Genomic DNA, 13,560 nt, shown 5'->3' with positions numbered 1-13,560 from the left:
ACCCTGCTGAATGCCTTCAGACGCCGCGGGGGAAGATGAAGGTGAGGTTATGAGGCGCCGTGCCCCTGATGACAAGGTGGCCCTCATGGACGCACCTGAGGTGGTGGGCCATGCAGAGGGTGATTCTGTTGTGAAGCTTATCGCTTCCCCCGTGGGAGCGGAAGATGATGTGATGGGAGTGAAGATTGCGGCGCGAGCGGCAGCCCGGGGCCTGGCACTGGTAATTATCACGGGCAAGGGTGCGGTGGTGGATGTCCCGCTTCTCGGGGAGGTCCCAGGCGGAGAGGAAAGTGTCAAGAAGGGCCTCGATGAAGAGCGCGAGGTCCTGTCCGCCCTCGGCGGCTTCTTCGGACCTGCCGGCGGCCCAGAGCCTCACCGCGTGGTTCCAGAGGGGGATGAGATCTTTTTTGATGAAAAAGCGGATGATGGCGCCCCGGTCTGAGGGATTTGACCCGAAGGTCCCTTCTTCCGGGGTCTCTCCCGAGAGGATGGAGAGAATCTCAGGGAGATCGGGGTGCTCCCTGCCCTGGGTGACCTCCCAGATGACGGCTCCCCCGGAACTATGTCCCCCTTCCCCTGTTTTTTGCTGTGCGGAAATCTGGACTGCGGCATCCAAACCCATATCCCCATTGGGTTCATGGGCATTTGAATCAGCCTGGATAATCCTTTTGACTGACCTTCCCGTGACGACCACCTCGAAAGCCTCGGGAGCGATGTCCCATTTCTTGTGGACCGCTCTCTTCGCGAAGCGGAGGAAGCCCTCGACCGAAGCCATGAGAGTGGCAACAGGGACCTCCTGAGCATAGGAGAGCCATGCCCCCTGGACGCGGGTTCCCTCAATGAAGACCCTGGAGAGATGGCGCGCCTGCTCTGGGGTGAGCTTCCCCTCCTGCACAAGGTCCAGCATATCGGGATACTCCAGATAACTCCTTTCCTGCTTGATGAGGGAATAGGCGGTGCTGCGGGACATCCCCAGGCGCTCCCTGGTATAGTGCCCGAGGGAGAGGAAGAGCATGTCTTTATAGAGTCCGAAATTGTTGAGGGTCCGCAGGAGCCTTCCCTGGTAGAAGGAGAGGGAGTGGCGCAGCGCCGCCATCTTCCGTAGCCTTGCGACCGTCTCGAAGGGATCGGCGGGAGGGCGCACCAATGTCCCGTCCGGGGCCCCGACGGCGGTATCGGCATCGGAGCAGTGGCTCCCGGGAGCCTGAAACTCCGAAGGAAGCTCCACCGTGACTGGCTTCCAGGGGAGGAACTCCCAGAGGTGCGACACCTCTTCGAGGTCCTTGTGGACCTGCCGGGCAAGCTCCCTGTCCCGCTCGCCGAAGAGTGCCTCGTCATCGAGGGAGCCGATGGCACCCGCCAGGGCGCCAAGGAGAAGGGCTTTCTCCTCGATGGCGGGATCGGCGCCGGTCTCCCTTGTATCGGAAGCATCAGAGCCGTCACGAGAGGGTGCCCCTTCGCCGTGGGTGGCGCAGTCGCCATGGGATTCATTCCCCTGCAGGCGGCAGAAAGAAGCTCCCGCGGCCTCCCGGGCCCCCGGTTTCCCTGTCCCGGAATCGGAATCCTCCGGAGACTGCACCATTGTGCCAGGATCCCCGAGACCCTCGAACGGTGCCGAAGAGGCGAACTCGGCGAGAAGAGCCTCCACGAAGGACTCCGAAGGGAGGTTCGCCTCCTCCATCCTGCGAAAGACTTCAATGGCCCTGTCCCACTTCGCGGCAACAGAAAAAGGAACCCGCGCGCTTACGGCGAGGCTCCCCGTGTCCTCTTCGTCGTCGTCCCCGGCGACAAAAGCTGCGATGCCGTTGCTCGCCATGGGATTGCCCTCGGTTTTCCCCGAAACGTCCAAGGTGCCGGCCTCCCCAGCCCCTAATTTAAACCTCTTCACCTCCTCTTCAATTTCTCTCACGGTGCACTGCATGGCCTTTGAAAGCCATTCGGCTTCGGTTTCAGGCTTCACGACCTGGAAAAGATACCGCAGTGCGCTCTTCCTGAGCTGCCCCTTTTCAAGAGCCTCCCTGATGAGGGGGAGCTTCTGAAGGGCCTTCGCATTCCTCATCAGCTCATAACCGCTCCGGGATGAGATCCCAAGCTCCTCGCGCACAAAGTCGGAAACCCGCACATAACCGAGCATCTCAAGCTTCCCGTTCAGGGAGAGGAGAGCCTCCCCGATGTGAAGATCGAGCCTGTAACCGGCCTGCGAGAGGCACCAGAGGTTCCAGTCCAGGACCTCCCCGGTGAGGTCCCTGAAGATATGCCGGCTGTCAGAGCGCGAGAGCAGCTCGTCGGCGCCGTAAGTCACCAGGGGAAGGCCGGGGCCCGCCTTGAAGACCTGTCCACCCTTCATGGTGGCCTCGTAGCCGGGATACTCGCGGATCACGCCGATATTCACAATGATCCTCCTTTCATGTCTTTTCAGGCAGTTTGGATACAATTGTATCCCTTATATTATTATACAAAATTATAGTGTTCATGTCAAAATGGTTAACCGTTGAAAAGCTTGTCGCTATAGTCTTTAAAGGCCATGGCAGAATGGGTCATGGAGGGCCGAAAGAGCCTGGTATGTGATTTTTTCAGTAAAAGCTCCTCAAAGGCTCTCCAGTGAAGAGAAAAGCCCTGCTGCACGAGGGCAAAGAGTAAGCTCTGATGACGGGCGGCGGCAGAAAAATATTTTCAAGCCGCAGATTGTTCTTGGTAAGATGCGCTGCATTTTCTTCACATGAGGCCCTGGGCCACCTTCAGCATCGGCGCCATCGTGGCTATTATGATGAAGCCCACTATGACGCCGATAAGAAGGATGATGATGGGCTGGAGGGCTTCCAGGACTACATTGATGGCATGCTCGGCATTCTGCTCGCATATCCAGGCGGCCCAGTTCATCATTGAGCCCAGCTCTCCCGTCTGCTCGCCGGCGGTGATGAACTGGAGGAACACCGGCGGGAAGTAAGGGGATTTCCTGAAGGAGTCATAGATGGTATCGCCAAGGGTCACCGATTTCTTTACCATGTCAATAGCGTCCTGAAGGTCTACTATTGAGACGACCCTCTTGGTCAGCTCCAGGCCCGGCAGGAGCAGGATTCCCGATTCGAAGATGATGGCCAGGGTGCGGGCCAGCGTGGCTATCTCGCTGGTATGATAGAGCTTTCCCACGCCGGGGATGGCAAGGATCAGCCGCTGGATGAGCCTCCTGCTCTCCCTGTTTTTCCAGAGGCTCCTGGCGAGCATGAAGATCCCGAAGAGCAGGATGGGGAAGATGACGAAAAAGAGAGGCGACCGGACCATGGCCGATGAAAAGATGAGCACATGGGTAGGGAAGGGGAGATCGGTCTTGAGGTCCTGCAGGAACTCCAGGATCCCCCTGAAGACAAAGGCGGGGCCGATGATGAGGAAGGCGAGGCACAGCGCGATGACAAAGACAGGGTAGGCAAGGGCCGTAAAGAGCTTCATGAATTTTTCCCTGGTCTTCTCGGCATGGAAGGCGATTTTCTCAAGCATCTGCTCGAGCCTTCCCGTGTTTTCCCCCACCTCGATGAGCCTCACATAGAGCTCGGGGAAGACGCCTGGATAGATGGAGATGGCGTTGGTGATGGTCCATCCTATATTGATGTTGTTCACAAGCTCCGTGAAGACGATCTTGAGCGTGGGGTGCTGCGTCTGCTGGGATATGATATAGAGGGCCCTTCCGAAGGGGATGCCCGCGCGGTAGAGGGCTGCAAGCTGCCTGAGGCAGATGATGAGCTCTGTCGAGGGGGCGACAGGTGACAAGGGCGAGTTGTAAAGGCTTCCCCCCTTCTGTTTCATCAGTTTTCAAGCCTCATTTCCCTCGTTTTCATCTTTGAAAGGTAGTCGCTCGCAGCGAACTCAAAGTGCTCAAGGGCTTCCTTCACGCTCTTGAAGCGCTTGTCAGGCTCCTTCTCCATCATGCGCAGCAGGATCTTCTCGAAGCTCTCGGGATAATCGGGCTTGAGGCTCCGAAGCGGCGGCGGCGCGTCAGTGACGTGCTTGAAAAGGATGTTGATCGTCACGTCATCATAGAAAGGAAGCTGTCCCGTCAGCATGTGAAAGGCCATGATCCCGATTGAATACTGGTCGCTCCGGCCGTCAACCTCCTTGCTGGTGACCTGCTCAGGTGACATATAGGCCGGCGTGCCCAGGGTCGTTCCTGACTGGGTAATGTTGGTGCCGTCCTTGCGCCGCGCCAGGCCGAAGTCCATCACCACAACCTTCCCGTCGTCGCAGAGCATGATGTTTTCAGGCTTGAGATCCCGGTGGATGATCCCGCGCTCGTGGGCATGCTGCACGCCCTTCATCACCGGCGTGATTATCTCCATGAACTTCTCCACGGGTAAGCCTTCTGGGGGGATAACCGCCCTGAGGGATTTCCCCTTCAGGAGATCCATTACAATGAAGAGGAGGCTTCTCTTCTGGCCCTCAATCTCGACTTCCTGATCGCCGAAATCAAGTATCTTAAGGATGTTGGCGTGGTTGAGAGCGCTTGAAATCTTCATCTCCCTCTTGAAGCGATCAAGCGACTCCTTGTCTTCCATGATGTCCTGATGCATCACTTTAATGGCGACGCTGTCCTCTTCTTTAAGATTCTTAACAGGTACGGCGCGATACACGACAGCCATGCCTCCTGAGCCAAGCTTGTTCACGACCCGGTACTTTCCTATGTCGCGGCCGAAGAGGGGGTCATCCCTGTTCACCTTCGTTGCAAGGGCCTCCCAGGCGGCGACCCTCAGGCGCTCGGCTATAAAGGCACTGATGTGCTTTTTCAGGTAAGAGATTATGAGCACAATAATAATAAGGGAAAGGATCGAAGTCGAGTAAAAATAAAAAGGATGATATTTTGCCCAGAATTTGAGATGGCTGATGACAGGTATATCGGGTATCAATGTTATCTTTGCTTTGTAATAATAGAGTGGAACACCCTGTGCTCTCTGAGATTCAATTGCTTTAGATGGCTTGAAGCCCTGGGGGATATCTTTTTCGCTGAAATCCCGAAGGGCGATTTCTTTGGGATAATCCTTAAAGAAATCCTGTTGAAAAATAAAGCGTAGGCTCTGTTGCTCGTCTGGAAACAAAGTCTTTTTTACACTCAGGACTTTGTCTGTTTTTCCCAGGAATTCCATCGAAACGGCGCTTACTAAATAGACGAATACCCGGGCTCCCGGCGGATCGGTAAAGAACACAAGATCTTTTGTCTCTTCGTAAAGCTGGTAAGGCACCTTGTTGGAGCCCCCTCCCATGAGCTCTTTCAGGGAATAGCATATGGTATCATTTGTGCCATTCTGCTTTTTGACCCCCCTGCCCCTCGAGAGATATCCCCATTTCTCCAGCCTGAAGTCCATATGGTCGGGGTCCGCAAGAAGAAACGATTCATTCTTTCTGTCAACAGTGTCAAAGGTCATGCGGAATTTCCCGTTCTCCTCCGTGACGGCGAAGGTGAAGGGCTTTCCTGATTCGCCTATGCGGAAAGGGAATTCGCCTTCAGTGCCCACAGGCGTTATGATTTTGCAGTACATCGTCACTTCTACTGGAGTGGGCAGCGTATTGAACGTGAAGCTTGTCATCACGGTCTTACCGGCAGCCTTCGCTGCGGGAGCGGCCTTGACAGGAGGGGCGCCGCCTGCAGCCTTCATAGAGGGGTAGCCCACGGTGATGCTGGCCGGGGGAATTCCCGCCGCCGGCGGAGGCACAGGCAGCGAAAGCACCCCGCATATCAGCAGTGCTGCGGCGAGCACGATGGGTGTTCTTTTCAGATAAAGTGATGCGTGAATTCTCATGGCGTCTGGTTCCTCAATCCTATGGTTCTTGAGAGCTCAAAGACCTCGGGGTCCTTGCGCCCCGTGGCAGCCTCCCTGCTGAGCTTTATGGTGATTTTCACAGGCGAGGACACCGTGGGAGCCGCCGATGAAGACTCCATATTCAATTCCGCCACGTCGCGGGCCACGATCTGGCCACGCAGCAATGGCTCGTCGGCGATCTGGATAATCTGCGACTGCAGGAATCTTGAAGGAGTGGTAAAGGTAAGGCCCAGCGCAGGCTGTGATGACGGTGTCCATACCTTGCGCACCAGGGGCGTGCCGGGACCTTTCCAGGAATATACCACCAGGTTGTCCTCCCAGAGCTGCTTTCCCTGGGGATCGACGTAGGAAAGCCTCATTACCGAGAGATAAAGGGGGCCCTGCTTCGGCACTGCGCCCGTGATGTAAAGGCCCACGCCGGCAGGTACCGAGAGATCGAGATCGGTGTTGATTTTCTGGATGGAGCGGAGGGCTTCCTGCTGGATCTCCACGCGGGCCGCCCCCAGGGCCGAGATCCTCATTCCCGGCACCAGGAAGGCTATCACGAGGGACATGAGAATGACAAGGACCGCGCAGGCCACGAGAAGCTCCAGGATCGTGAAACCCCTTTTATCGCTGTACAACGCTGACATAAACCTCCTTGGTGATGGTGAACTTCCTTTTGTCCTTCTCTTCCCATGAGACGGTGACGCGGATTCCCTTTGCTATATTTTCGTCTGCGCCGGAAATGGTGAATTTCTCATAGTTTTCCAGGTGATACAGGGTGTCATCGCCGCCCTTGAGGTCTGCGACAGCAGGCGCGGTATCGAGATCTGTGTAGCTGCCGCCTCTTTTCTCTTCAATGATCGACTGGGCAAAGTTCCCGGCGATTATCCTGTGCTCGGCATGACGTATGGCGCCTATTGAGCCGGGGTAGAGGTTGAAGAGGACCATCATGATGAATCCCAGGAGGGTGACGGTGATGACGATTTCCGCAAGGCTCACACCGGCAGGCTTCCTTGGTCCTTCCCTCGCCGATCTCTGGTGCATAGGCGCTCCTTGCCAGTCGTTTTGCTCCATATTCTTCACTGCGGAAGATTTCCCTTTTGCAGCCCCTGTGTACTATATCACGCAATTCCCTCCATAATAAAGAATCAGAATCTTTGCACTTTGCTCCCCTCCTGGAATCCCTTGTGTTGAATATATATCAAAATTTCTTTATACAATCTTTATAAAGGTGCAGTAGGAATAGCGTCATGCGGCGCGAATACTTTCATGCATTATAGAGACACCTGATTTATATGAAGCATCTCAACAGCCATATTAAGGATATAGTAAAGCCCCTAGGTATTGTATTCGGCGATATAGGCACCAGCCCCATATATACCATCTCGGCTCTTTTCCTCTTCCTTGAGCCGGAGCCCTACCATATCAGGGGAGTCCTCTCCATGATCGTGTGGTCAATGATCATAGTGGTCTATGTCCAGTACACCTGGCTTGTGATGAACCTGAGCATCCGCGGGGAAGGCGGTATCGTCATTCTGCGGGAGATTCTGACCCCTCTTCTCAAGAACAAGAGGAGTGTCCGTGTTCTCACCTTTGTCACTTTTATCGGCCTTTCCTTCATTATGGGAGATGGCGTTATGACACCAGCCATTACTATCCTGAGCGCCGTTGAGGGGCTGGAGCTGGTGCCAGGCATAGGGCATATCCCTCTTTTCGTCGTGCTCCTCATCGCCATGGTCATCACCTTCTTTCTTTTTGCCTTCCAGAAGCGAGGTACCGATAAGGTTTCAAGGTATTTCAGCCCCATCATGATACTATGGTTTCTGGCACTGGCTTTTTCAGGGATATTCTCCATAGGCCGTGATCCTTCGATTCTCTCCGCCCTGAGCCCGTTCACTGCGATTGATTTTATATGGACTCATCCCCATATCAGCTTGCTTCTGCTCTCGGAAGTCATTCTCGCAATTACGGGAACGGAAGCTCTTTACGCCGATATGGGACACCTGGGGAAGAAATCCATCGTGAAATCGTGGCACTTTGTCTTTGTGTGCCTTGCCTTGAATTACCTGGGGCAGGGTGCCCACCTCATCCAGAATCCCCAGACCAAGTCGGTGCTTTTTGAGATGATTCTCCATCAGGCTCCTTTCTTTTATGTGCCATTCCTTCTTCTGACTGTCTGCGCCACCATCATCGCCTCCCAGGCCATGATAAGCGCCGTCTTCTCCATAGTCTACCAGGGCATCAACACCAATATCCTGCCCCGCATGAAAGTGGAGCACACCTCGAAAGAGCTTTCGACGCAGATTTATATAGGCGCCGCGAACTGGATGCTTTTTGCCGCGGTGATATTCATGCTCCTCCTTTTCAAGAAATCAGGAAACATGGCCCTGGCCTACGGCTTTGCCATCAACGTGGACATGAGCATTACGGCTGTTCTTCTCATATGCATCTATTACCTGAAAGGGGAGAAAAGGCTAGCCGGGGCATCATGCTGCACCGCCGTGGTGATTCTCACCTTTCTCGCGGCCAATATTCACAAAGTGCCCAAGGGGGGCTACTGGTCCATCATCATGGCATGCTTCCCGCTCCTCTTGATTCTTCTCTACCGGGCCGGCCAGGTGAAGCTTTACAAGGCCCTCAGGCCCATGGCGCTCAACAACTTCCTGGTGAGGTACGAGGAAGCCTACAAGAACCAGAGCAGGATAAAGGGCACCGGCATCTACCTGCTGAGGGATGTGAAGAATGTCTCGCCTTATATCGCCAACACCATGTTCCGTCATAACATATTTTATGAGAACAACATCATCCTCTCCATATATACCAAGGACAAGCCCTTCGGCCTCAAGAGCTACTTCAGGGACAGCCTGGGAACCAACCTCAGGGTTTTTGAGATTCATTTCGGTTACATGGAGGTCGTCAATATCGAGGAAGTCCTCAAGGAGCACGGGATAGAGGAAAAAGTCATCTTTTACGGCATTGAGGATATCAGCACCAAGAGCTTCCTGTGGAAGATCTTTGCCATAATAAAGCTTCTCTCCCCAGCCATCGTGCAGTTCTATAACCTCCCCCCCGAGAAGCTGCTGGGCGTCGTCACAAGAGTGAAGATCTGAAGGCCCCGTGCCGTCCCTCCTTCGCTTCAGCGGTAATAAAGCCTGAAACCTTCCAGTTCGGCCCAGGGGGTTATTTCATGAAGCTCCTCAAGGCCCCTGTCTATGAGGTGCCTCACCCTGACACCCCGGGCGGCAAGGCTGTCGGAGAGAAGATTCCGGTGGCACTGGCGCCGGTCCCTCTCTGCGCACATGATGGCTGTAGTGCTGGTGCCGGCAAGGCTGATGAGCTTTTCCACCTCACGGTCAAAATCGGCAGTGAGCATGTAGTCGGCATATCCCCTGAACATGTTATCGTGCAGCCCCTTGTTCGGTGAGTCTTCACGCGACTCCCTGAACCCTCCCAGGCCTGGCAGATGAGTGTAGAGAATCCCTTCCGAATTGAGAGATTCCCTGAGGGCATTTCTGTTGAACTGGGGGGAGCGGCGCGAGCCGGGATAGGATCGAATGTCGGCACAGGTCTGGATGCGGAATGATTTCAGGAGCATGATGAAGTCGCCGGCGCTCCGGTTTGAGTGGCCCACGGTGTAAATAACAGGTCCCTCTTTCCCCATGCCCTCCATTTCGCAGGGGCCGCCGCAATCCCCTTTATGCTGACGCATGTGCTTCTCCCAATTCTGATGATGCCGTCAGTAATGATCCGTGAGTATAATTTCCCTGAAACGGGAGGAGAGGGGCAAGGAAAGGTGAAGTGTTGAAAGGTAGTCATACAATATCGACAGGGGGTAGTACATTGGTATGAAGGCTGTCCTCTCCTTTCTTCTCCTTATCCTTGCCACCGTCATGGTCTTTGCCGATGAGAACGACGATTTTTTCAATGCCGTCGTGGGTTATGACGCAGAGAAGGTAAAGACGATGCTGGAAAGCAATCCCTCCCTTGCGAAATATCAAAACAATATCGGAGTGACGCCGCTCCACCGCGCTCCGTCAGCTGCAATCGCTGGCATCCTTCTCAAGTACGGGGCCGATGTGAATGCCCGTGACGTGATGGGAGTGACACCTCTCCACAGCAGCGCAATTGCCTCGGAAAAGCAGGTGACCGCAGTGCTGCTCGCGGCAGGAGCCGATGTGAATGCTCAGGACAAGGACGGCGCGACACCTCTTTACTGGATGGCAGGCAACGGTGATGATGAGGGAGTGAAACTGCTTCTCTCCAAGGGAGCGAAAGTGAATATCGCCAGCAAGAACGGATGGACGCCACTCCATATGGCGGCCAGAAACGGTTATGCCGAGACAGGCGCCCTCCTCATCGCGAAGGGTGCTGAGGTGAACGGCACCGATAATAACGGCAGAACCTCCGTTTTCCTCGCCGTAATGGACGGATCAGAAGGCTTTGTGAGACTGCTCATCTCCCACGGGGCCCGTGTCGATATCATTACCGACAATGACTGGACCCCTCTCCATGCCGCGGCGGAGCAGGGTTATGAGAAAATCGTGAGGATTCTCCTCGATAATGGCGTTCCAGTCGATGCGAAAACTGACATGGGGCAGACGGCCCGTGATCTCGCCGAGGGACATGGATACCGGGAAATTGTCACCATGATTGATGCCTTCAAGGCAGGGAAAAATCAAGTTCCGCGGTGAAAGGCTCTCTACCGCAGGTGGGAGAGGTGTACTATGGGATACCAGTTCCCCTATAATGCTGATACGCAGGTAATGAGCCCTGTCAGGGTGCATTCCCGACTCAGGCAGGGAAAAGCAAGCTACCTGGTCCTCAAAGAGCCTTTCAATGCGGAAACGGCAAAAGGCTCCCCATGGGAGGGGAGTATCCTTGTGACTGAAAAAAAGCTCATCAACGGCAACAAGGCTGCCCAGTTCTCCGTAGCTCTCAAGGATTCTCTTTCCCTTTCACGGTTTAAGGATCTCGTGCTGGGCAGGAAGCCTGTGGTAATCGATGTGACACTTGTTCCCGATACCCAGGGCTCCTCTCCCGGAGCACCCCCTGCCCTGCCTCCGGTCACAAAGCAGGCCCAGGTAGCCATACCTTCTATTGCCCCTGCAAAAATCGAGGTCAATGTTGAATCTGTCACCATGCCGGAGCCCGGCACCTACGTGAAGGCCCGTGTGTCGCTCCCGCCCTTTGTTAAGGCCGCCGGTACCGAAACGATGGCCATGATGAAGTCTATCGGCTTCATGGGGGACTCAAGTGCCATGACGCTTGAGAGCGTGACTGAACAGGGGGAATGGCGCATCGCTCTCTTTCGTCCTGCAGAGGGAGTCTCACTGGAGACCATCGCAGGCGGCAGCTATCATGTGATGGTGACTGCCATGGCAGTGGGCATACCCCTCAGGCAGGAAGTCTCCATTTCTTTCAGGATGCAGAGGCACCTTGTTCTCCAGCTCTCCAAGGAGAGCATTATCGTCAATGAGAAGAAATCGGCGTCATTTCTAGCCGCCGTGTGGGATATTGATGAGAGCGGTGTTTATCAGCCTGTCCCGGAGGCGTCGCTCTCGGTTTTGCCGGGAGGTCAGGGAGAGCTTGCAGTGACGCCTCTCTCGGGAAGCGGAAGCATTGAGTTCACGGTAAGCCTTATAAAGAAAACAGAGCAGAAGTCGGCTGCCGTCACAGTGACGGCAAAGGCGGATAAGAGTAAGTTCTCAGAACAGGTGGCAGTCGTGATAGGTGACGTTCCCCTGGCGGGCGACCTTGAAGTGGAGTTCGTTCCTCCTGATAAGAATGAGATTGATCCCGCTCTGCGGGGCGATGTAGTGACCCTCAGGGCGCGGGTAAAGCCTCCTGAGACGGGAGAGTTTGATGCCGAGGCCTTCGGCAAAGCTCAGAAGTCTGTCGTGTTTGAGAAAAATGGCAATGATGAGTGGATAGACGGCCCGAGCGGCACGGTTCCCGCGGCCGAATGGTGGGTCCACGCGAATGTGGGCGCCTCAAGCCCCGATCCCAGCAGGAATCTCGCAGTGCCCCCATCGATAGGCATAGTGGTCAGAGCCGCGCTTGGTGACAGGCAGCTCAGCAAAGACGTGACAATAGGGCTCCTGCAGCCTCCCGAGCTTGCCGTGACGCCGGAAGAGCTCAAGTTCCTTGCAAAGCCGCCGAGTGATCCAAAGATAAAGGCTGATGACAAGGAAAAGAAAGTGATCCTCACGGTAATGAATGCGGGGAAGGCGTCCTGGAGCTACAGCCTCACCGCCGATGATGAGACGAAAAAGCTTGTCACCGTTTCAGGCCCCAAGAGGGAAGGAAGAGGCGCTGTCTTTGCCGTCACAGCCGTTAAGCAGCCCGATGAGACTCCACAAGGCGAAAAGCCCACGTGGAAGATTTCGGGAAGGCTTGCCACTAAGGCCGCTGACGGCACCAGGAAGGTTGAGGGGCGGGATGTCATAGTGTCAGTGCTCCGCGAGGGGCTTTTTGTAGAGAAGGTGTACACCCTCCAGAAAAGCGGTGCCTACAAATATGATCCCGCCATCACCACAGTGCCTGTCCGTGTCGATCTTCCCCTGGACAACCAGCTCAGAGTGACCAAGGTGAAGTTTGCCGCCATGAAATGGAATGGCACCGAGCTTGTCCAGGACGATGAGCTTGCCGATGACCGGCACCTCTCCTTCGGCGAGGTGGCCGGTGACGATCCCAAAGCCAAGGCATTTGTAAAGCTCTTCAAGCTCGAGGTGAAATACAACGAGGACAGCGATGTTTACAGCTATCTCAACAAGACCTGGTCTTTCTTCATTGACAGGATGATACCGGGGAGGGGAGAGCGGATTGCCGCAACAATAGAGGCGACCTCAAAAATAGGCACCCTGGCGGTCCCCCTTGAGTTCGTGACCGCGAAGCCTGACGCGAAAACCGGGAGCATCCAGGTGGAAAAGGAAAAATGCATCAAGCTTATGAAGGCCTGCATCCCTCCTGACCGCTATATTGATATTCTCAAGGATATGAACAGTCTTGCCTCTCCAGGAGCCGATGATTACAGGGTCTTCAGGGACAAGATTTGGGAAACGGCCTGGAAGATATGGGCCGAGGACCAGAAGGATTACCAGTACTGGGACAACGGATGGGGAAAATACCTGATCTACGGGGCGGAAGGCCTCAAGATGGCCGGCGACCTCAGCTTTATGCTCGTGGTGGGCTATTATACCTCCCACCTGGGCCCTGTAAAAGCTTTTGGTGTATCAACAGTTGCAGCAACCTTCAAGGACACCGCCATTGAGTTTTACGCCTATTATATCGAGAGGGGTAACGGCAGGAGCCTCTCGGAAGTGGGGTGGGAGTATGCAAGCAGCAACTACCAGGAGTTTCTTATCGCCAACGGCGCAACAGTTGTTGACATGTTCATACTTCATGGCTTTGATCCAAAGAACCCTGCCACCTACAGGAAGTTCGCCTGGCTCTGGATATGGAAGGTGTCTTTTCACTGGGCCCACGACACCAACGAAAAGAAGGAGCGCCTGGGCCTTCTCAACGCCCTCTATGCGGGGACCAAGGATGTGTTTCACATGGCATTCATCATGGTGCTCCAGGAATTTGTCAACAAGAATGCCGAAAAGTCGATGGGGGAGCTGTGGGATTCCTTCAGAAAGAGGGTGAACCGAGCCGCCAAAGGTGAGAAGCTCCAGGGCCCCGAGGATGGCGAAGGCGGGAAGAAGGCCGACAAGGAGAAGGCCGACAAGGAGAAGGCCGACAAGGAGAAGGCCGACAAGGAGAAGGC

9 protein-coding genes are annotated in these 13,560 nt (G+C 55.0%); 3 read left to right on the top strand and 6 right to left on the bottom strand.

All coding sequences use genetic code 11. The annotated features are described in order from the left end of the window. Window positions 1-16: 16 nt before the first annotated feature. The 5 genes from RDV48_01045 to RDV48_01025 form a co-directional block, all read right to left on the bottom strand. Window positions 17-2,392: a hypothetical protein gene (locus RDV48_01045; protein MDQ7821357.1), complete on the bottom strand. Its 2,376-nt coding sequence runs from the start codon at window positions 2,390-2,392 to the stop codon at window positions 17-19. A gap of 323 nt (window positions 2,393-2,715) precedes the next feature. Continuing rightward, window positions 2,716-3,801 carry a type II secretion system F family protein gene (locus RDV48_01040; protein MDQ7821356.1) on the bottom strand — a complete coding sequence of 362 codons (1,086 nt, stop codon included), beginning with the start codon at window positions 3,799-3,801 and terminating at the stop codon, window positions 2,716-2,718. Beyond that, window positions 3,801-5,786 (bottom strand): serine/threonine-protein kinase, encoded by a 1,986-nt coding sequence (locus tag RDV48_01035; GenBank protein ID MDQ7821355.1) that lies wholly within the window; start codon window positions 5,784-5,786, stop codon window positions 3,801-3,803. The genes RDV48_01040 and RDV48_01035 overlap by 1 nt, the downstream gene beginning before the upstream one ends. Then, window positions 5,783-6,439, bottom strand: coding sequence for a type II secretion system protein (locus RDV48_01030; GenBank protein MDQ7821354.1), 657 nt, complete (start codon window positions 6,437-6,439; stop codon window positions 5,783-5,785). The genes RDV48_01035 and RDV48_01030 overlap by 4 nt, the downstream gene beginning before the upstream one ends. Then, complete coding sequence (locus tag RDV48_01025; GenBank protein ID MDQ7821353.1) at window positions 6,417-6,836, bottom strand: hypothetical protein; 420 nt, start codon at window positions 6,834-6,836, stop codon at window positions 6,417-6,419. The genes RDV48_01030 and RDV48_01025 overlap by 23 nt, the downstream gene beginning before the upstream one ends. A gap of 251 nt (window positions 6,837-7,087) precedes the next feature. Here RDV48_01025 and RDV48_01020 point away from each other — a divergent pair, with 251 nt between their 5' ends. Then, window positions 7,088-8,902 (top strand): KUP/HAK/KT family potassium transporter, encoded by a 1,815-nt coding sequence (locus RDV48_01020; protein ID MDQ7821352.1) that lies wholly within the window; start codon window positions 7,088-7,090, stop codon window positions 8,900-8,902. Between the two features lie 26 nt (window positions 8,903-8,928). Here the strand turns inward: RDV48_01020 and RDV48_01015 are convergent, their stop codons facing one another. Continuing rightward, window positions 8,929-9,501 carry a DUF488 domain-containing protein gene (locus RDV48_01015; GenBank protein ID MDQ7821351.1) on the bottom strand — a complete coding sequence of 191 codons (573 nt, stop codon included), beginning with the start codon at window positions 9,499-9,501 and terminating at the stop codon, window positions 8,929-8,931. A gap of 136 nt (window positions 9,502-9,637) precedes the next feature. Between RDV48_01015 and RDV48_01010 the strand changes: the two genes are divergently transcribed. Together RDV48_01010 and RDV48_01005 are read left to right on the top strand one after the other, a co-directional pair. After that, window positions 9,638-10,483, top strand: a complete 846-nt coding sequence (locus tag RDV48_01010; protein MDQ7821350.1) for an ankyrin repeat domain-containing protein — start codon at window positions 9,638-9,640, stop codon at window positions 10,481-10,483. 33 nt (window positions 10,484-10,516) lie between these two features. Beyond that, window positions 10,517-13,560: hypothetical protein (locus tag RDV48_01005; protein ID MDQ7821349.1), on the top strand; the 3,044-nt coding region annotated here is incomplete at its 3' end.

The organism is Candidatus Eremiobacterota bacterium, from assembly GCA_031082125.1.
Classification (GTDB): domain Bacteria; phylum Vulcanimicrobiota; class CADAWZ01; order CADAWZ01; family Ess09-12; genus Ess09-12.
Note: the sequence above shows the minus strand (reverse complement) of the source record. Positions and strands in the feature narration are given on the sequence as shown.